Below are 18,396 nucleotides of genomic sequence, written 5' to 3'. Positions count from 1 at the left end.
ACTTGTAGTATAATGAGATGGGACTAAACTGTGGAATAGTGGGCTTGCCTAACGTGGGAAAATCAACACTGTTTAACGCGTTAACCCAAACCTCCCTCGCGGAGACGGCTAACTATCCCTTTTGCACCATCGAACCTAATACTGGAAAAACCATTGTACGCGACCATAGGCTCAAGACTTTGGCAACAATGGCAAATTCACAGAAAACAATTTTTAGCCAGGTAGAGTTCGTAGACATCGCTGGGCTGGTTCAGGGAGCGAGTTCCGGAGAAGGCCTAGGAAATAAGTTCTTGGGGCACATACGGGAAGTGGACGCTATTATGCACGTTCTGCGATGCTTCGAAGACAGTGACATCAGCCATGTCAATCAGGCTGTCGACCCCATATATGATGCAAAAATAGTTGAAACGGAGCTAATGCTGGCTGATATGGAAAGTATCCAACGCCGAATGCCAAATGTAGCCAAAGCAGTGAAAACTGGGAAGGAAAAGAAAAGCAAGCTCGACGTGCTTGAGCAAATATTATCAGCACTGGAAAATGGCCTACCGGCAAGGAGAGTCACTTCTGCGGACCCCAGCGAACTGAAACAGCTGCAGTTACTGACAAGTAAACCTGTCATGTATGTCTGTAACGTAGAAGAACCCAACGCACATAGTGGCAATGCCCTGTCTAATGCGGTGAAACAAATGGCCGAAGCCAGCGATAGCCAATGTTGCCATTTGTCTGCAAAACTTGAAGCTGACTTAGTTAGTTTTGATGATGAGGAGTCGAGAATGGCGTTCTTGGAAGAATTAGGAATGAAGCAATCCGGCATAGATACTGCCGTACAGGCAATGTATCGCCTTCTTAACCTAATAACTTTTTTCACCATAGGCCCCAAGGAGGCTCGTGCGTGGCCCATCATCAAAAATACTACAGCAGACAAAGCTGCCGGAACTATACATACGGATTTCGAGCAAGGCTTCATTAAGGCGGAAACCATAAGTTTTGAAGATTATGTAAAATATGGCGGCGAGTCAGGGTGCAAAGAAGCCGGAAGAGTGCGTTTTGAAGGAAGAGACTATATAGTGCAGGACGGAGACATAGTGCACTTCAGAGTAAACAAGTAACCTGCTGTACGATTTGTTAGCCGCGTATAAAGCCTGCTACGTGCTCATCTGCACAGTCCTTTAATGCCCAGATTACCGTGGGTTCTGCAAGCTCGAAAACGCTGTCACCAAGCGGCCTTATATGCAGTTACCAACGACTTGCATACAACGTGAGCTGCAGTTTCCACGGATGGTTTTTGTGCGACAATTGCTCCATTTTTAAGAGTAGACCCCCTGTCGTAGGCTTACAATCCCCACAGCATCAGCAACATGGATTGGATGCTGCAGCGCACATCGCGTGCTGTAAATTAAAGTTTCAAGCTGATTCCTCAGTGCTGCACTAATTTTTGAGCGTCATCCACATCTATGCAACCCTTAACCACGTAAAAAGTCTCTGCCCCTTTTGCCATGCTGAGACCAGCAAACTCCTCCCGGCAATTTGTGAGCTTTTTGTACCACTCATTACCCCCAACACTAACCTAATGTCGTGCAACAACGGCATCAGAGCCGCCTACTCCTATGCGGCACAAATAAACACATACATATTGTGTTACCCAATGCTTAAGCAACAGTTAGTAACTGTGCTGCCATTAATCCGTGACAGCAACAGACTAAAATGCGACAAGAGCTTTTAAAAGCACCTAAGATTATAGATACATCCATTACCTGTTGACCCACAAGATAACTTCATGGTTAAGAGGTTGGTTCACATACAGCTAAAGACCTCGTCGCGCTCTACTATCACCTAATAAATTCGCAAACCTTGCCCGGGCGAAACCTAATTCACATTGAACTAACCAAGCAGAATTATGTCAAAGCTAGAGACACGATTTATGGCCATACGCCCGCCAAATACGTTTCAGCGGGACTGCATGCGCCCAGAACGCAGTATGTTATGTTATATAATGGGGTTGGAAAGCTCTTGAACTATAATATGCTTTCTTCAACGAAACCAGCATTATAACCTCGGTGAGCGAGTTCGGTACCAAGCGCTGTAATTCCCCTCTTTTGAAGTCGTGATACTGCCCGACATAACCAAGTAGCCCGCTCCTACTAATGAACACAGCTTCTTTTATCCGGGCAGACATTTTCAGAACCGACAGCGTGCATAAATCACAATCCGTGTGAATACTAGACGCTATCTAACCATCTGCCTCAAGACTAAACAGCAGCAAAGTTTCGTAGTTTATGTTGAATGCGCACACGTCCTTGCGCAGCTACCGCGGTACATTGGCACATAACTGTATAACCGTCATAAAACATCGCGGCACAACGCTTGCGGCTAACTGCGGATAATGCTTCTAAGCCTTACGTCTGTACTCACTGCGCTTTTACGCGCTCTGGTGTCTATAGGTAACTTTGGTTGCGTACACAAAACGTCACGGCATAATACACACTCTATGCTGCAAAATTTTATGGGCACCCACACTGATGACTGATGGTTGACGCATGGCCTTTATGGCACGCTTCCGTGTTACTCCCGCACCTGTACAGAAAATCAATCTATGCCTCTCCACTGTGCTCGAACACCATTGTACGTCACGTAATAACCTTGGTGAGGTACGAAATTACCAACATGACACACACTTTATACTGGAAAACTTCGATGACAACCTCGTTATTAATGGTTGCCTCATGTACCATAATGGGCGATGCTTCTGCATTGCCTATGCGCTAGCGCATAGAACTAATCAACGACCCCATGTCGCTATGCACCCATAGCCGTGCCGCCTACAGTTATCAAGTCTATCTTGAGAGTGGGCTGCCCCACACATACTGGGATGCTTTGCCCGTTTTTTGAGCAGGTTCCAGTTCCAGCGTCCAAGGCCAAGTCATTCCCCACCATAGAAACCCTATGTAATATTTCCGGACCGTTACCAACTAAGGTTGCTCCCTTGAGCGGCTGCCCAATTTTTCCATCCTCAATCATGTAACTCTCAGACGCAGAAAAAACAAACTGCCCTGAAGTTATGTCCACTTGTCCTCCTCCGAAGTCCGCTGCATATATTCCTCTTTTGACACTTGATATAATTTCTTGCGGCGAATATTCTCCAGGCAACATATACGTATTGGTCATCCGCGGCATAACCATACTTCTATAGTTTTCACGCCGCCCATTCCCTGTGGACTTCACCCCCATTATCTTGGAATTCATGTTGTCATGCATGTACGAAACAAGAACACCATCCTCTATCAGCACATTGTATCCAGAAGTAGTTCCTTCATCGTCAACATTCAACGAACCGCGCCTCCCTTGCATTGTGCCATCATCAACAACGGTTATACCCTTTGCTGCAACTCTTTTACCCATAGCATCCGAAAATGCTGATACTTTCTTACGATTGAAGTCACTTTCTAGACCATGGCCAACTGCCTCATGGAGGAGGACACCAGGAAAACCCGGACCGAGAACTACTGCAATCTCCCCTGCAGGAGCTGCAACCGCTTCTAAATTAACACTGGATTGCCGCAAAGCCTCATCCGCAACCTTTTTCCACTGACCTCCGAGAAAGAACTTCGAACACGAATCCCTACCCCCGTGGCCACCACGGCCGTATTCTTTTCTGCCTCCTTTTTCTACTAAAACGTACACATCTAGCCTGACCAGCGGTCGCACATCACCAATGGTGTTGCCATCACCTCCTATTATTTGCACAACTTGCCACTGGGTACTAATGGATGCCTTTACCTGGACAACATGAGGATTAGCACTACGACAGTAGGCATCAATATTTTGCAAGATTTCCACCTTGTCAACAAACGGAACTTCACTAACTGGGCTGGCAGAACTATATAGTTTGCGTTCAACGCCAGAATTTAGGTTAACTATATGCCCCGCGCCCTTTCCAGCACCTTTGACCATAGCCGCAGCTTTGCAGATATCTTCGTAACAGATTTCCGACGAACACACCATTGAAACTACACCGTCAGAAAAGGCACGGAGGCCGAAGCCTTTCCGGAAGTTGAAGTCTGCGCTTTTAATGATACCATCCTCAATGCTAATAGATTCGGAATGGCACAACTCTAGAAACAATTCCCCGCCATCAGCGCTGCACAGCGTGTCTTTTATGAGCGCTTGCAGCTTGTCCTTTTCAGCATGCGCGTAAAACACTTTTTCTATATCTAATCCTTCCATTCCGGCTCTTTTGTGTGTATAACTGCACGAATATACTTGGTAAACTTTAAGAATCAACTGAATTCAGGGGCGGCTGTACCCAATTTCAGTACTTGCGTCCGAATGGCGGAATGGTAGACGCGCTAGCTTCAGGTGCTAGTGATCTTTGCGATCGTGGAAGTTCGAGTCTTCTTTCGGGCACTCCTTTAAAGCATATGCTTTTTCTTTATTTCATAAAGCAAAGTCACGTATCTCCAAGTTCCTATGCAACCAGAATATAAGGGCTTATCAGTATGTTACTCTACGATCTCATATAGTTTTCTGTAAAACGACAAAGGGTTGTGCTTACCTTCTTTCTCCGCTATATCCTACCCAAACTCATAGTATCGTGAACATGCTTTGTGAGCTAAAAAGCCGGCTGGGAGGGCTTTATATACCAGAGCGCCTGCTGCAGGGACCCTTTTGGCTCATTAGGAAAAATGAATACGAAATTAGCGAAACTCAACCTGCTTCATTTGAGATGAAAATCATATAGGTATAGCATGGCAAGAAAATATAACACGTTACAAATAAGGAAAAGGGCTAAGGAGCATACTGATACCAATAAGCTACTGCTAGAATTGCCTACAGTAAAAAACATAATTTCACTTATGGCTCTGCCACCCCACTTGCAGTGCCTGCCACATTCACAGCTAACTCACGGGATAGACTTCAGCGTCGAACACGACTGCGCATTCTCTAGTAACGGAGAACTCGGATTGAGATTCGTAATGAGAACTGCGATGAATGGCAAAGAAAGCATAGAAGACTTCACCACAAGAAGCGCTCTACAATTGGCAAACTTTTTTAACGCCCTAGTAATTCCCGTATTTCTTCTGGCAACACTAAAAACGCAGAATAAAACGCCCCCTCCTATTCTACAAGAGTGGCGTAAAGCTGTGACGCTAACTTACAAATACGCAACACCGGTCGTAAACACACAACGCGCTACGGTCCCATTAGTCCACGTGACTACCCATGATGCCGGCAAGAACGTACATTTCTTTGCCGCCACCGGTGAGGACATAAAACAACAGCTTAGCAACCTAGAACGGATCACTGAGAATCGCATTAAAAGCTTAGAAATCGGTATAGTAGTTCCTAACACACTTATTAACGCATACTCCCTGGAGTTTGCCTTATATAACGCCGTAAGCCTTAATAAAGTTGCGTTTTACATGCAGCTTTTACCCCTATATCGCAGTATACTCGCCAACAGCGCAAGAGATTACGGCATAACGCTTGCTCCTTACAAACTGGGGGTTGGTTGCACAGTATTGCAGGAGGGGCCATCGCAGCCCGCAGACGCACCACAAGATGATACACTATACTACAAACAAACCATCAACTGTTGCGTTTTTATCCACGGAGTACAAGCTCAAAGTTTTTCTCTATCCAGCACTCTCTCACACAATTCTTCCCCACCTATAAAAATGCCGATGTTTACCTTATTCGAGGTATCGAACGTAGGATCTCCAGGAACGCTGCCATCCTCTATTCTTCCTTACATCTGCACAGTCGTAAAAAACGTGGAGTATTATCAGGTGCTGAAACAATTTCTGGCGGCGCGTAAAATAGTGGTGGAAGCCGCGCACGTCTCACAGAACTTGTGCACTGTATTGCGTATTGCTCCCAATCCCCAAGTTTATGCTAAGAAAGCATGCTCTTTGAAAAGCTTGGCAGAATACCTTTACTTGCTAACCTCATCTGGCAAAGTCTTATTTGGTAACAAACACCGCGTTATGGCGTATGCGCAAACCGTGCAGAGTGTAAATGGAATACCAGATGTTACGGTGCTGCACATACTTGATGCAGGAACCCAACCGAAAAAACAACGCCCTACATTTGTAAGTGATACCCCTAATGTCCTAATCTGCGATGAAGCCTGCCACCGCGTGATGTCAGACCCTAAAACTGCAATTCCAAGAGATGCAAAAGAGCAAATAGCACAAATCCTAAGCACGCTCAGCAAACTCTTTTCTAAGGCGGCCCGCAATCCTAAAGATAATACCGTAAAAGCTATTTATCGAGGGTTCACTTCCAAACACTCAATAGACGTACGCCACTTCCTAGAAACTGGAAAAGTTCAATGCGTAGTAATATTGCAGAATCTCCGTGCTCCAGCCAATACTGTTCGCATTATGCGAGAAAGTGCAGTTTTTGCCCACACTAAAACAAAAAACAAAGCAACTGGACAAAATTCTCTTACTTATTCACAAAGTGCAGCCACTGCAATACCACGAGCGCTACCACCGGTTCCTACAGCGCTTAGATCGCCAGTAACACCCTACACAGCGCACTCCTTACCATCGGCCAACAACCCCATAAATACTGGTGTAATCGTTGCAGCAAGTGACCAAAACCACGCCATATCAGCACTTCCTAAGCAGAATCACAAACACTTCACCACAATCGAAGGCAATGGTTTATGTCATTCTGTAGATACAAACGTAAAAAATTCCCTGTGCACGGCTCATGCCTCATTTACTGACAAAAGCTTGCATTTGGATCACGAAGTAATAACACTACCGTTAATCAATGTTAACAAGGAACTAACCATCCCACCATCGCCTTCTGAGCCTGCTGCAGATAATCCGCAAATTACGACCACAGAGGATCCGCAGCCTACTGCAACAAGCGTTGCATATCAAAGCAGGCTATCACAGACCTTTCGTGATGCACTTTGCACAATTCTAGGAACTATGACCGTGGTATCAATCGTGGGGCTTACTTATTTTTCATACCTCAGACATATGTGCGACCCCGCATCCATGTTTGAATGTGACTTAATTGTGGGAGTGGGACTGTCCTGCCTTATGGTTGTTGTAGCTGCGGCGATGTGCACTGTGATGGTACGTGAAGTATCGGCTACTAGAAGGGCCTTGCGTTTTGCAATCATGGGACAAGAAATGCAGGACAGCGCAGTGCCTAATAGAGAAATTGCCTCAGGCAACACGCCCCAGCAGTTCGGCACAACACCAGCCAAGCCTCTTGCAGGTTTTGATGGATTACCAGGAAAACAATTACAAACACCACGCCAACATGTACTTGATGCCGATGTACCTGCACCCGACACGGAACCCAAAACATTGGCCAACGGTAATATCGTCACCCTTTCTCCCGCAGAAAATAGCAATCCTGTAGGAGCCCCAACCATCGGGCATGGCATTAAAGTACCTGCCCGTGATGACACTGCACCGTTAAGCTCTGATTCTTCAGGTGACCCTCTGCAACTGTCTCCTGCTTCGAGCATCGATGCACCCCACACAAGTGCCGTATCTGCGCCTTCGCAAGTTACTTCATTGGCGTCATAACTCCACCTTTACAGCGGGATTGTGCGCTGTGCAGGCTTGATTTTAGAGGATGTCCTGCCACTCTCAGGGCATCCTTTTACTTTTAGGCCTAACCGCAAGTAAGTGCTTGGGCGAGCACGCCTTATTACCACGGAAACCATTTCCAACTACAGGCTAAAAATTAACTTTTAACGTCCTGACAATAAGAAAAAAAACTTGCACTTCAGCAGTACCTCTGGTACCACACGGGGCGTTGTTAAAGTTGTGGTATACGGTTATGCAAGCACAAACTATGGAAATAGGGGGAGTCCGCAAAACGAGAGAAAACGAGCTTCAGATTGTACTTTCCCTGGTAATCTTGGCTGTGGCTATCAAGTCACTTGTAGCTGTGGCTATGTATTGGCATGGAGTTTTAGCAGCATCCACGGTTACTGCTTCTCAATTTGCTATCGGGATGGCGCTAAGTCTAGCTGTAGTGATAGCATTCGCGGGTCTAGTGGCGTTTGCGTGCATGAAGCACAAGGATGTCGCTCGCACAGCCGCTGTTCGTCGCGCACGAAGTGCAGGTCTATCCGAAAGTGAGCTACTCAAATTGGGATTGTACACCGATCCATGGAGCAAAGAAGGAAATCTTAGAGTTGCACTGAGCACAGCGCTTGGAGGTTTGGTAGCTAGCTCGCTCATAGGTCTTGGTATGTTCTGGCATAATGTTGCTATAGCGGCTTCCACAGTTACTGCCATTCATTGGATAGCAGGGGTAGCGCTTGCTGTAGCTGTGGTGGTATCTCTTGCCAGCCTTGTGCTCCTTGCGCAAGGACAATGCCAGGAGTTACCCAGCCATGATGCTTCTCCAAACGTTAGAGACCAACATCTGCATACACGAGAGGAACGCAATAGTGCTGAGCGGGCTGTAAACGATCCAAATGCACTACCTTCTTCATTGTCAGCAGCAGCGACAAACGAAGAATGGGAAACGCTACCAGGGACACAAACCCCTAACTACAGTTGTTTGGGAACACTTGCGGCGAAGCCGGCTGCTATAATTGTTACTGCCCCAGATGCTGAACTGTGCTACTCCGCTCCACAGCCCCAGGTGGGGTAGTCGTAAGGGTCACCGCGATGTGTGAATTGGTCATTCCGGTGGTGGCCGATGTGTAGGGCGACGTCTTCTTGGGACGGAGTGTGTCGGGAGTAAAGTCGCCCTGTTGCGTTTATCGATTTGTTAATCTCAGAAATTTTGTAGAGCCCTTTACTGGCAGCAAAGCCGGCTGGGTGTTTGCGGTGCGCGGTCATAGTTGTTACTATATTTTAGTTGTTAAAGTTGTGGTATACGGTTATGCAAACACCAAAAACAAAGAGGTGCGGTGGACACACGTACAGTGCCGTCCCTACTCGAGAAGAGAACGCATGGTTAACGACAGAGAGAGGCTCCTCATGGGACAACGATGCAAAAACTAGGGTTGCACTTTGTGTGGCAGGTTTGGTGGTGGTCGCTGCCGCGTGTGTAGCTGCTGCTATATTGTGGAACCATTTTTATGGTGCTTACAAGTACGGCACTACCGCCGTCTTTGCTAAGGTTGGTATCGGCATATTGCTTGGGGTTGCTGCCGTAATCGGGTTTGCTCTTGTAGCTACAGGCGCAATTGGAATATCTAAAAATGTTGGAACCCACAGGAGCGTATTTAAGGAACAGTGGGAAGATATATCTGAGAGCAAACCATTGCTTGGTACAAGAGAGCGTAACGCTAGTAGGAACTTGGTGTCTGGTATATCCACAATGGACCCGGCTGCCGACAACGCGGCGAAGATCGTAGCGTGTGAAAAGCACAATGTGGACAATGATGCGCAAGTTTTGTATACAAAAAGTACAAACAGTGTGCCGCCTCTTAGTGCAGAAGAAAAACCGGAACACCAACAGCCTGTGAGCGTGAGTACACCCCATGTCACATTAACGATCACAGGCGATGTAGAGCACGTTGCTGAGATAAACCCGCTTTTTGACGTCGCATCATGGTGGAATACAACTACTGCAAACACTAGATTTGACCGCTCCGCAAAAAATGCCGACACTGGAATAGCTGCACAGCCTTATGCTGCTACTGTGGAGAGTATGCGGTTTAGGACTTACGTAGTGACAGAGACAAACTCGCTCTCCCGGAGTAGCCGATACACTGCTTGTTGAGTTACGGTCGCTCAGCTGTGGCGCCGTCGTAGAATTAGTGCTGGCGATTCCGGAGTAGCCGAAGAATTCACTGGTTCTAGAGGCTGCTACATCGCTTGACGTATCCCCTCTCAACTATGTAGTTGAGGTAAGTCATGCCGGGGGCGTGGGTAGAGTTGAGGGGTCTAATACCGGCCTCGGCCATAGAGCCAACGGAATAGGTGTGCGTGAGTGTGGCCATTTTTCCGTAACTCACAGCATGTTCGGAGTGGCAGCACACAGAATACGTTGGCATTTAAAACTCACGCCCTTTGAAACCTGAGAAACCCCACAAATAAGCGGGTAAAAAGGGCAGTGCTGCGTGATGGACGACCTGTGGACAGCCTGCAGGTCTTATTACGTGTCCACAAAGCCTTCACTAAAGCCTGAGCGTAGTGCAGCAAGTAACCCGTAATGCAATGAAATCAAGGCAGCCTAACCCGTACGCTCGAATAACCCCATTTAAAATTGCGGCATGAGCTACGCCTGGAAACTCACATATTGGCAGTAGATAATCTGGGCCAGGGCATGATTATATCTTCCCGTCGCAACACAGTGCAAGAAGCGTCGTGACATTTGGTGTACGCACAAACCCGTGCCGCTGCGTAACCACATGCACTCTTCACGCTTGCAAGCTGCTCATTCTAGTTTTGGATGCATTGGATTGCACCCTTTTGAACTATGCTCTTATTGCCCCTCACCCTGGCCATGCTACTTCCTCAGCCAAAAGAAACTCTCTTTCAGGCATTCTACTTTGGTAATACCAGCCGGAACGTTGTGTTCACATGCGGCAACAGAAATCGCACTGTGGCGTATAAAGCGCTTTCATAGGCGTAATGCAGCTAAACAACTTGTGTAGTAATACCATAAGTAGTACCCTTTTCTTATCGCCTAAGTTGTGGGGGGGGGGTAATTTTATGCGAAAAACTGTAGATATGGACCCTCAAGGGGAAGGGGAGGAAGCCTCCTGAAAATAATGGTTAGTTGTTCTGAATGTGATGCAGGCGCATCAAACTTAATACGCCAACGGAATTGGAGCAGGAGGTTGCAGTCCTTATTTTATCGTATAGCTCTTAGTGGCGTCGCGGCGTCATCATTGCTGTTAACAGGTACTGCAGTTTGGATACATGAAAACAACGTTATAGGTGCTATGAATGGCGGTGAATTGTCCCCAGGACGCGGACTGGCCCTCATGGCTTTGGGAATGGTACCTCTGATGATCCATGGCATCGTCTTTCGACTGGCTAGAGAAACCTGCAATGCACTGCTGGACAACGAGAACTTGCGTGAATCGCGTTTGCAGAATGCTGCATCTTCTGAGAGAAGCAAGTCTCCTACTGCACGCTACGAAGCCACGATTGCACCGGACGCGGCCTGCTGTGTGGTAATGGCAGCCAGAGACACTGGCCCAGGTCCCGAAAAAAACCCGACAGCCTTGAAAGAGCAAGTGACAGGGCCGTTTCAAGCAGCCCAAGCAGAAAGTGTTGTAACTCACCGCGTCATGGCTTGCTAGCTAAGCTCGTTGGGGCACACCAGTGGTTAAGCCTGTCACTGCGGCGGGGTGCTGCCCCTGCTTCAGGTAAGTGCGGCACTTCATGCAAAAGCCCTTGTAATCGCAAGAACGGGGTTACTTCGTGGTTGAGTTTTTTAAGATATTCCCCCAGCTACTGCGAACCTGAACTGTTGCTATTTTGACACAGTGATGAGCTTTCCCCGCGTTCTCAGTGCCCCAGTCTTGCCACAGGGAATATGCATTGATACTCGGCATGACAAAAACCGGTATGAAAAAACATACACTAGGTATGAAGGAGAGAGCTATGAGGACGAAGAAAAGAACACGTAGAATGTGCCACAAAAGCGGCGCTACTAGCCTTCCCGCAAGTAATATGGGATCATCCCCCAAAGTCCCCCGCGTGACATGTGGTTTAGGCTGGCATGGAAAGTTACGGGATGTGTTTAGTTGGGCTGCACTGGAAGCGCTATGTGTCATTTGGGGCACCACGTTACTGGGAGCGTATACCGCATTAGTAGCACAAACACTCCTGGCAACTCAGCGAGGCACACTGAGCACAGAAACATCTACCAGAGCATTGATAGGCTGCACCCAAGTATTCATAGCGCATTGTTTTATGCTTCGTGGGTGCAATCGGGTATTGCAAAGTTTTAGACATGAGGTTGGCATTGAACAAATCATGGTTGAGGCACCTAGGAATACACCCACGATGCTCAATGCCACAAAGAACACCGTAACTAATGTGAAATCGGACAACGGGAAACAAGACCCGCCGTCTTCTGTTGCCTCAGAACTTGTATTAGGGGGGGGGGGGAAAGCGTAGAAAAAATTACAAGTGCACCACTATCGGCAAATAGTCCATAAAGGGCAACATGTCACTTTCTCCTGCAGTTATAGCGCATTACATAGATACTGCTGGTACGCCAACAACTGCAAGCGTACATACGGCAAAACGGACTCTTTGTCAGCTTTTATGGGCCTTGACGGCTGGAATAAATTCTAATATCGGCACAAGTTGAAGTTGAGGAATCTGTTGTGCATACATCAATGGAAAAAACACAAACTAAAAAAGGTGGTTCAATTGACGATAAAACCACCAATGCTCCTCACACAGCACACAGCACACAGCACACAGCACACAGCACACAGCACACAGCACATAGCACATAGCACATAGCACATAGCACATAGCACATAGCACATAGCACAGGCGATTGTCTTACAGGTGCTGCAGGAAAAGGGCCAGCACTCTAGCCAAGTGGGTGAGCTGTTTATAAAAAGGGTATTACAAAAAGTACTCACTCTTTAAATGGGCGCTTCTGCTCCCCGGCAAGTATTCCTGGTAGATTTTGACATCGACAAAGCCCATACAACTGGGCCATGACGACCTATATCATGGAACAACAGTGACCAACAGAACCGCAACACAAGAAGATTTCCTATGCAATACTCAGAAAATGTAACAACGCCCCACCGCCCGTAGAGACATATGTAAAGTCGTCTTCTCTATAGCCAAGAGATCGCATCGCGAAAATACTGTCCCCGCCGCCAACGATGGTCTGTGTATTGCATGCCTTATGACGGGTAGAAAGGGCCTTTAGTAACGCTGCAGTGCCCTGAGAAAACGCTTCTTTCTCGAACACGCCCAGGGGCCCATTCCAAAAAACAGTCCTACACTTACTAAGCGTTTTCTCGATGACCTGAGCAGTCTGCTCGCCTACATCGAGAATCATGTCCTCAGGAGCTATCTCGCAGTTTGTCCTTGCCGAGGAAACGCCATCCAAGCTTGTTGCTACAACATGATCTTTCGGCAATATTAACTCGCAGCCGCTGCGTTTCGCGACCTCCATTACTTCTATCACCTCCTGCTGCTTTTGTTCATACAAAGAGGAGCCGACTTTATAGCCCGCAGCCGCTAGGAAAGAATTTGCCAGACCACCACCTAAAATCAAAAAATCTATCTTCCCCGCAAGATTACCGAGCATTGGGATTTTAGTCGCAGCCTTTGCCCCGCCAATTACCGCAGCAGCTGGGCGTTCGCTAGTAATCCCACTGAGATACTTCAGCTCTTCTTGCAGATTAAAACCCACAAACGACTCCAAAATATCCGAAACAGCGCTTACCGAAGCATGCAGTCGGTGCGAACACGAAAAAGCATCATTAACGTACAGGTCCGCCAAAGAAGCCAAAGCTCTGGCAAATGCGGCACTATTGGCAACCTCACCAGCGTAAAATCTGAGGTTTTCAAGCAGCACAACCGCCCCCCAAGGCAACTTGTCCACAACACTGGGGACGGTGGGGTCACATATGTCGGCAATAAACACAACATCCCTGCCCAACTCCTCTGCAATCACGCCTCTAAGTTGGCCCAGAGAAAGCTCCTTGTCCCTTTGTTTCGGCCTTCCCAAATGGGAGATAATCAAAACTTTTGCTCCCCGCTGCACAAGATACTCCACAGTGGGAATGATCCTCTTAATCCTTGTTCTATCGCGCACAACACCCGCTTCGATGGGCACGTTGACGTCCACCCGCAACAGTACCTTGCGGTTTTTCAAATTGGCACTCTGTACTCCAGCCAAATCCCTGATATCGCCCATAAGCTAAAAGCCGCCTCCAACAACGAAAACACACAAGAATAGGCCATGCCACCTGCAGTCAAGTTTAGCACGTACCCCATGGCACTCAAGCAATAACTCACCAAGAGCCTTGAGCCATGTCATTGAAATTCATGTAGCAGACCGACGTTTGCTGTTCTTGGCCCCGGTAATGGGGCCTGGCATCCGTCTAGGTTGCAGCAGATTTAGCTAAGCGGATACCGTCAACCATAGACAACAAACCAGCAGTGGCTAGAGTAATTTAAGAAATTACTGACACATAACAGCACGTATCCTGCTCAGTTCCAAAAATTTGTACAAACCGTGCATAATCTCACCATTATGCATTATTTAACTATGCCGAGTGTATAATCGGGCTCGTTTTGTGTTACGTGGAGGGTCCTATGCAACAAGTGCCTGATGGCGCACAGGGAAACGTTAGTCCTCCGGGTGTACATTGGGAAGTGGTGAAACACAAGAAATACAGCGGGGTCAATTTGTCCCAAGTATCTTGTTTGTACTCTCTGAAGATGTATGGAGCTAATGGCGTCTTGACTTTTAGCACCGACCCCATAAAGAACGTGCTTCTGAGAATAAATCTTTCTGTTGACTGCGTTCTTCTGAATAAGGCGGTAAGCATAGAAGTCTTGGACGGTATTTCTTTCAGCAAGTTTGCCAGCAAGAAAAAGACCTATGCATCGCGCATACAGGATCTCACAAGGCATTTCGAAAGCGTTCTTGGAATAGTGCTGCCCGATAGTATCAAAAAGAGTTTCACAGAGGAGTTTGATGAGGCTGCTCGGTTGCTGAAGAGCTCCTTTAGCATATAGGAATTAACTGCTCTATACCCTGGTTGGCATCCTTGCCAGTTTAAAATAGTGCCGAAAATGTTGAGAATGCCGTGCTTGGCAGAACACACCGTTGTGGCCGGAAGGCAGCAACGCTACCATGTTCTGCCAGACAGCAGCCTGTCTCTTGGTGATTTTCCATAATCATACCGCACTACTAGAAAGCAGCTATCAAATTTTCATGGATGCCGTGCCGCTCGTCTGTTTTACGATGCCAGTGTAATGCTATTTTTAGGCGATGCAGCATCTGCTGTCGGGGTTGCTGTCCGTGAGCAACTTACAGGCGCTTCTGCCGGACACAGACCAAAATCCACACAATTTTCTGCTCTGTTGTGCATTTCACATCTTTTACGCCACGTACCTGTTTTTACCACTTCGAGATAGGCCGCGCTTCACCGAGCATAACAGATTACATCCCCCATTTGTCTGGGATGTATTCTCTCGAAATACAACAACTACCGCGATACATTATTGAGATATTAATGTGTCTGCGCGGGGCTCTTCGTTGTCATACACACACAGTAAAGTTAAGACAAACACAAGAAAGAAATGGTACCGTACCCCCGCGGTGGTTGGCAGGTTTGCGCCACATGCGGTTTTTGAAATTTTAGGTTACTTGTTAGGGCGATATAGGTTATCCTTCAAAGGTAGTGTGGGACTTTTGGTATGCGTGTGAATATTGTACGTAGTGGGCACTGTGTGCCGTTTCTGAAGGCTCTGCTTTGCTTTTTTGCGGGTTGTTTGCTGTTAGTTTTTGTTTTGCCTGGAGATGCCGAAAATTCTGATTCCCCCAGAGGGTGGGGCATGGATAGTCCCTTTATAGGGGTATCTGTCTCTATGATACCTTGCTTGGTTGTTTTGCTGTTTTTTACCCTTTGGATGGTTGCATTTACCCACTTCGTTGCGCACATATCCGAGTTCAAAAGTTTCTCTGCACTTGTGGAGCGGCATGCGCAGCGCGGCCTAAAAGACGCAACGAACGATGATACTATTGACGAACGGCCCCGATCGGCTAAGGTGGTCGCTACACAGACCAAAGTAGAGAAACAGAAAAAGAAAAAACAAAGTGCGCTGGAAGTGATGAAGGTTATGGGGGCTGTACTGCACCACAGGAAGCTGACGAAAAGGTCGCTTGCACCATAGTTTTATGTGCGGCTGGTCACGATGTGGTGCTTGTAGTGTGAGTTATTTGCCTGTTGTGGGTGGTTTATGAGGAAGGTTTTTGCTTGTTTTAGTGACGGAATTGGGTCACTACTGTCAAGGATTGCCGGTGCTGTTCCAAGCATCAGTGAAGTGGTAAAGCTGCTGAGAAGCGGGCACGGATCCCTGCGGGAGGGTGTTTTGTCAATTAGGGAAAAATCCCGTTGTTTACTCGAGACCAACATAGACTTGGGATTATTCCACTTCTATCGGGGCAATGTGGCAGATGCAAAAACACGTTTTTGGCTAATCAGGTTAGTTAGGCCGGACTTGCCCGAAGCTCACTACAACATCGGCCGTTGCAACTTAGTCCAACAGCGGCACGAGAAGGCGTTAGCAAACTTTGAGAGAGCTTTGGCTTTGGACCCCAATCACAAAGAAGCGCGCTATTACCTAAACAAGATCACGGCACCAGATATTATCACCGCGGTGCCGGAAAACGTAATTAAACAACACTTCAACTATACCAGTGAATACTTCGTCGAACACTGGCTTATTGCGAATAACTACCGAGGGCACGAACATGTTCGTGCCCTAGTGATGAACTTCTTTGGGGATAGGCTCGGGGATTTGTTGATACTAGATATTGGGTGCGGCACAGGAATTTGTGGGCAATTTTTGCGTATGCGCGACATTGGATACCACATCGCCGGTGTAGACATTTCGCGGCGCATGCTTGACATTGCACGTCAGTGTTTTGTGAATGGCAAACGAGCTTACAACGAACTCATATGTGTGGGGGCCCGGGAGTTTCTGAAAAGTAATACACAGGATTATGACGTCATAGTGATGACTGAATTCTTGCACTACTACGGGGATTTAAAAGAAATCCTGGGACAAACTTCGAAAGCGTTGAAACCCACGGGAATGTTGATAGGCTTACTGCGTGAAGGGCGCAATCAGGGATATAGATTCGTCAAAGATGGTGACTTTTTCTGTCACTCCGTAAATTATTTGAATGCCACCATCTCCGAGTTAGGCTTGCGCATGTGTTATATCAACCGCTGTTATATTTACGGAGAAAAGGTCGAGGGGCTGCTGTTCGCTGTGGCGCGTGAAACGAGCATCTAAGCCCATTTTGAGCACCCCTCCCGTTTTTCGTCACATCCATGCCATCCTGGTTGACAATCAATTTGCCTTTTCATTATCATGGGCATATTTCTTGTGCGGTTATGGTGGAAATGGTAGACACGCAGCGTTGAGGTCGCTGTGGCTATTATATGGCCTTGGAAGTTCAAGTCTTCTTAACCGCACCACTTAATGAGTCTCTATGGATTGCTTGGGTAGTTTTTTCGGATCTGGAAACGGCCTTGTCTGCAGGTCTATAAACGAGTTGCGCCGCTGCGCACCTATCTTGCTGCACGATGATAAAAACTACTTGTTGGTTTACCCGACTGAACTGCTTGATACTCACACCTTTACCGCGCTGACTACTGCTTCGGACGAGGTCTATTTGTTGCTTACGGCTCATCGTGCCAGGTTTGTAGGCGAACAACAAACTTTGCTGCGCTTCCATGCCAACAGCCTGTCGCTGGAAGAAATTCGCGCTCTGCTGATCGAAGCTGAGAGCAAGGTTTATACCATTCCTCCAACATGTGGTGCGGGGCCCTTAGATGGCCTAGCATTGCGTCTTACCAAGCTAGCAAAACTGCTGCCTTCAGCTATGGTTATACCCATGGCACTTGCAAGCCATGAAGAGATGGAGTTGTGGTGCCGGAAAAATAATATTATTGCCCTTGATGCTCAGCTGGTAGCCAAGTACAGTACGGCCTACAAGTTAGACGAGGTATGCCGGGCAGATCTTCATTTGAAAGATGCTGTGCCGACAAAAATAATCGTGTTCCGCTCCTACATCGGAGAACCCGAACACTATGCCATCGTGATCGGAGAACCCGAGCTAGACAATGTGGTCACCAGACTGCACTCCTCTTGCTATACCGGAGATTTGCTAGGTAGTCTTGCATGTGACTGTCGAAGCCAACTGCTAAACACGGTTGACCTACTGTCATCAACAAAGCAGGGCGGCATAATTCTGTACGTATCGCAAGAAGGCCGCGGCATAGGCATGGCAAACAAAATTCGCACCTACAACCTACAGCAAACAAAAGATTTGGATACGGTTGACGCGAATCGCTTTCTGGGCTTTGACGACGATGAAAGAGTTTTCCAACCGGCAGCTTGTATGCTAAATCATCTCGGCGTCAGTCGAATTCAACTGCTAACCAACAACCCGAACAAGGCGCAAGATATCAGTAAACTGGGCATAGAAGTCACAAAGCTAATTCCACTACAAGTTAAAGCAACAAAACACAATAATACCTACATGACCACAAAAAAGGAACGGTTGGGGCACATTTACTAACCACGAGAAAACAAAGCAACAATCTTCTAGAGGCACAATGACACAGCCATAGAATGGCTTGCTGGCATGCCTAAGCGCCGCGCGGGAAACAGGCTTGGTGCGCGCCCGTACTGTCACATATTCACAGTGACTGAAATAACTTTT

At 47.3% G+C, this 18,396-nt stretch carries 11 protein-coding genes and 2 tRNA genes; 11 read left to right on the top strand and 2 right to left on the bottom strand.

Features of this window, described 5'->3' with window-relative positions:
- The first annotated feature begins 17 nt into the window (after positions 1 to 17).
- Positions 18 to 1,109, top strand: a complete 1,092-nt coding sequence (gene ychF / locus ANPL_RS00280; RefSeq protein ID WP_169192839.1) for a redox-regulated ATPase YchF — start codon at positions 18 to 20, stop codon at positions 1,107 to 1,109.
- 1,687 nt (positions 1,110 to 2,796) lie between these two features.
- On the opposite strand, the gene ANPL_RS00275 is transcribed toward ychF, so the two are convergent.
- Complete coding sequence (locus ANPL_RS00275) at positions 2,797 to 4,224, bottom strand: metallopeptidase TldD-related protein (protein WP_169192838.1); 1,428 nt, start codon at positions 4,222 to 4,224, stop codon at positions 2,797 to 2,799.
- Between the two features lie 96 nt (positions 4,225 to 4,320).
- Between ANPL_RS00275 and ANPL_RS00270 the strand changes: the two genes are divergently transcribed.
- From ANPL_RS00270 to ANPL_RS00250, 5 genes are all read left to right on the top strand, one after another.
- Positions 4,321 to 4,404 (top strand) — tRNA-Leu (locus tag ANPL_RS00270).
- Positions 4,405 to 4,745: 341 nt separating this feature from the next.
- Entirely contained in the window at positions 4,746 to 7,556 is a 2,811-nt protein-coding gene (locus ANPL_RS00265) for a hypothetical protein (protein WP_169192837.1), read from the top strand.
- A gap of 271 nt (positions 7,557 to 7,827) precedes the next feature.
- Positions 7,828 to 8,637, top strand: a complete 810-nt coding sequence (locus ANPL_RS00260) for a hypothetical protein (RefSeq protein WP_236822835.1) — start codon at positions 7,828 to 7,830, stop codon at positions 8,635 to 8,637.
- Positions 8,638 to 9,006: 369 nt separating this feature from the next.
- A complete protein-coding gene (locus tag ANPL_RS00255; protein WP_169192835.1) occupies positions 9,007 to 9,717 on the top strand; it encodes a hypothetical protein in 711 nt (236 codons plus the stop codon).
- 1,063 nt (positions 9,718 to 10,780) lie between these two features.
- Positions 10,781 to 11,248 (top strand): hypothetical protein, encoded by a 468-nt coding sequence (locus ANPL_RS00250; protein WP_169192834.1) that lies wholly within the window; start codon positions 10,781 to 10,783, stop codon positions 11,246 to 11,248.
- 1,439 nt (positions 11,249 to 12,687) lie between these two features.
- On the opposite strand, the gene ANPL_RS00245 is transcribed toward ANPL_RS00250, so the two are convergent.
- Positions 12,688 to 13,845, bottom strand: coding sequence for a phosphoglycerate kinase (locus ANPL_RS00245; protein ID WP_169192833.1), 1,158 nt, complete (start codon positions 13,843 to 13,845; stop codon positions 12,688 to 12,690).
- A gap of 401 nt (positions 13,846 to 14,246) precedes the next feature.
- Here ANPL_RS00245 and ANPL_RS00240 point away from each other — a divergent pair, with 401 nt between their 5' ends.
- The 5 genes from ANPL_RS00240 to ribA all read left to right on the top strand — a co-directional run bounded on the left by ANPL_RS00240 (position 14,247) and on the right by ribA (position 18,252).
- A complete protein-coding gene (locus ANPL_RS00240; RefSeq protein ID WP_169192832.1) occupies positions 14,247 to 14,672 on the top strand; it encodes a hypothetical protein in 426 nt (141 codons plus the stop codon).
- 717 nt (positions 14,673 to 15,389) lie between these two features.
- Positions 15,390 to 15,833, top strand: coding sequence for a hypothetical protein (locus tag ANPL_RS00235; protein ID WP_169192831.1), 444 nt, complete (start codon positions 15,390 to 15,392; stop codon positions 15,831 to 15,833).
- 66 nt (positions 15,834 to 15,899) lie between these two features.
- Positions 15,900 to 16,961 (top strand): methyltransferase, encoded by a 1,062-nt coding sequence (locus ANPL_RS00230; RefSeq protein ID WP_169192830.1) that lies wholly within the window; start codon positions 15,900 to 15,902, stop codon positions 16,959 to 16,961.
- Positions 16,962 to 17,056: 95 nt separating this feature from the next.
- Positions 17,057 to 17,146 (top strand) — tRNA-Leu (locus tag ANPL_RS00225).
- A 14-nt stretch (positions 17,147 to 17,160) separates the two neighbouring features.
- Entirely contained in the window at positions 17,161 to 18,252 is a 1,092-nt protein-coding gene (gene ribA, locus ANPL_RS00220; protein ID WP_169192829.1) for a GTP cyclohydrolase II RibA, read from the top strand.
- The last annotated feature ends 144 nt before the right edge of the window (positions 18,253 to 18,396 follow it).

Source organism: Anaplasma platys (genome assembly GCF_012790675.1).
GTDB classification, from domain to species: Bacteria; Pseudomonadota; Alphaproteobacteria; order Rickettsiales; family Anaplasmataceae; genus Anaplasma; species Anaplasma platys.
The sequence above is the reverse complement of the archived record's forward strand: the minus strand, read 5'-3'. Positions and strand labels throughout refer to the sequence as shown.

Coding starts and splice junctions, on each gene's coding strand:
- ychF (WP_169192839.1), top strand. CDS start 18: ATGGGACTAAACTGTGGAATAGTGGGCTTGCCTAACGTGGGAAAATCA.
- ANPL_RS00275 (WP_169192838.1), bottom strand. CDS start 4,224: ATGGAAGGATTAGATATAGAAAAAGTGTTTTACGCGCATGCTGAAAAG.
- ANPL_RS00265 (WP_169192837.1), top strand. CDS start 4,746: ATGGCAAGAAAATATAACACGTTACAAATAAGGAAAAGGGCTAAGGAG.
- ANPL_RS00260 (WP_236822835.1), top strand. CDS start 7,828: ATGGAAATAGGGGGAGTCCGCAAAACGAGAGAAAACGAGCTTCAGATT.
- ANPL_RS00245 (WP_169192833.1), bottom strand. CDS start 13,845: ATGGGCGATATCAGGGATTTGGCTGGAGTACAGAGTGCCAATTTGAAA.
- ANPL_RS00240 (WP_169192832.1), top strand. CDS start 14,247: ATGCAACAAGTGCCTGATGGCGCACAGGGAAACGTTAGTCCTCCGGGT.
- ANPL_RS00230 (WP_169192830.1), top strand. CDS start 15,900: ATGAGGAAGGTTTTTGCTTGTTTTAGTGACGGAATTGGGTCACTACTG.
- ribA (WP_169192829.1), top strand. CDS start 17,161: ATGGATTGCTTGGGTAGTTTTTTCGGATCTGGAAACGGCCTTGTCTGC.